At 70.4% G+C, this 1,450-nt stretch carries 1 protein-coding gene; it reads right to left on the reverse strand.

What is annotated here, in order from left to right; translation table 11 throughout:
* Positions 1-116: 116 nt before the first annotated feature.
* Complete coding sequence (locus tag ACFWIC_RS41075; RefSeq protein WP_380522326.1) at positions 117-1,382, reverse strand: IS701 family transposase; 1,266 nt, start codon at positions 1,380-1,382, stop codon at positions 117-119.
* Positions 1,383-1,450: the final 68 nt, after the last annotated feature.

Below are 1,450 nucleotides of genomic sequence, written 5' to 3' on the forward strand. Positions count from 1 at the left end.
ACTAGTAGGGCTTGGTCAGGTTCGTATCGGTGTGGGTATGTCGCGGTGGCAGGTGGGGCAGGCGCCGGCCCAGGTGGCGAGGAGTGACTGCAGCTCGCGGACGACCTGATAGAGGCTCAGGCCGGTGCCGTTTCTTTTGGGGCCCGGGTCAGCCTCCGCAGGGTGCAGAAGGCGTGGGCGAGGGATACGAGGGTGACGTGGTGGTGCCAGCCGTTGAAGGTACGGCCCTCGAAGTGGGCAAGCCCGAGGGCCTGCTTCATCTCCCGGTAGTCGTGCTCGATGCGCCAGCGGAGCTTGGCCAGGCGGACCAGGGTGGTCAGCGAGGTGTCGCCGGGCAGGTCGGAGAGCCAGAACTGCACCGGCTCGGCCTCCTTGGCCGGCCACTCGGCCAGCAGCCAGCACTCGGCCAGCTCGGCGCCTTCGGTGGCCTCGCGGATCTCCCGTCCGGAGGGGCGGATCCGCAGCGCCACGAACCGCGAGTACATGCGCTTCAACCCGCTGCGGCCCCGGCCGGGGCGTGAACCCTCCCGCCAGGACACCGGCCTGGCCGCACCGAGCCCCGCCTCGATGACCAGAGCCTTCACGCTGCGGGCCGCATCCGGATATCTGGCGGCCGGGCGCCGTCCGATGCCGTTGTAGGGCGGGGTGACCGGGCGGGCGGCGGCCGGATGGGCGGCGGGCCGGCTGGAGATGCCCACGACGTAGCGCAGGCCGCGCTGGTTCAGACCCAGACGGAAGGCGATCGTGTCGCCGTAGCCGGCGTCGGCCAGGACCAGGGGCACCTCGACGCCCCAGGACCGGGTCTCGTCGATCATGTCCAGGGCGAGCTGCCACTTCTCCACGTGCCCCAAGTCGGCCGGGACACCACAGCGTTCACGCCGGGCCACCTTGTCCGGGTCGGCCTGCGGCGCGGCGGGGTCCCAGGCCATGGGCAGGAACAGCCGCCAGTTCACGGGCGTCGAGGCATGGTCCCGGGCCAGGTGAACCGAGACCCCCACCTGACAGTTGGTCACCTTGCCCGCGGTGCCGGTGTACTGCCGCGACACACACGCCGAGGCGTCGCCGTCCTTCAGGAAGCCGGTGTCGTCAACGATCAAGGCACTCGGCTTGATGGCCTCGTGCATCCGCCAGGCCAACCGGGCCCGCACATGGGCCGGATCCCACGGGCTGGAGGTCACGAAGTGCGCCAGCGCCTGCCGGTTGCCGTCCTCGCCCAGCCGAGCCGCCATCGGCTCCACCGACTTGCGCCGCCCGTCCAGCAGCAGCCCCCGCACATACGCCTGCCCCCAGCGGTGCTGATCCGCGCGCGTGAGCGCCTCGAACATCTCCGCCGTGAACATCTCCAGGTCCTCCCGGACCTCGGCCATCTCCTCAGGTGTCACACACCATCAACGCGCTTGCTGACACAGAGACACGCCACCATCGCGCACACCTGACCAAGCCCTACTAG

Origin of the sequence: Kitasatospora sp. NPDC127035 (genome assembly GCF_042726075.1) — a bacterium.
Classification (GTDB): Bacteria; Actinomycetota; Actinomycetes; order Streptomycetales; family Streptomycetaceae; genus Kitasatospora.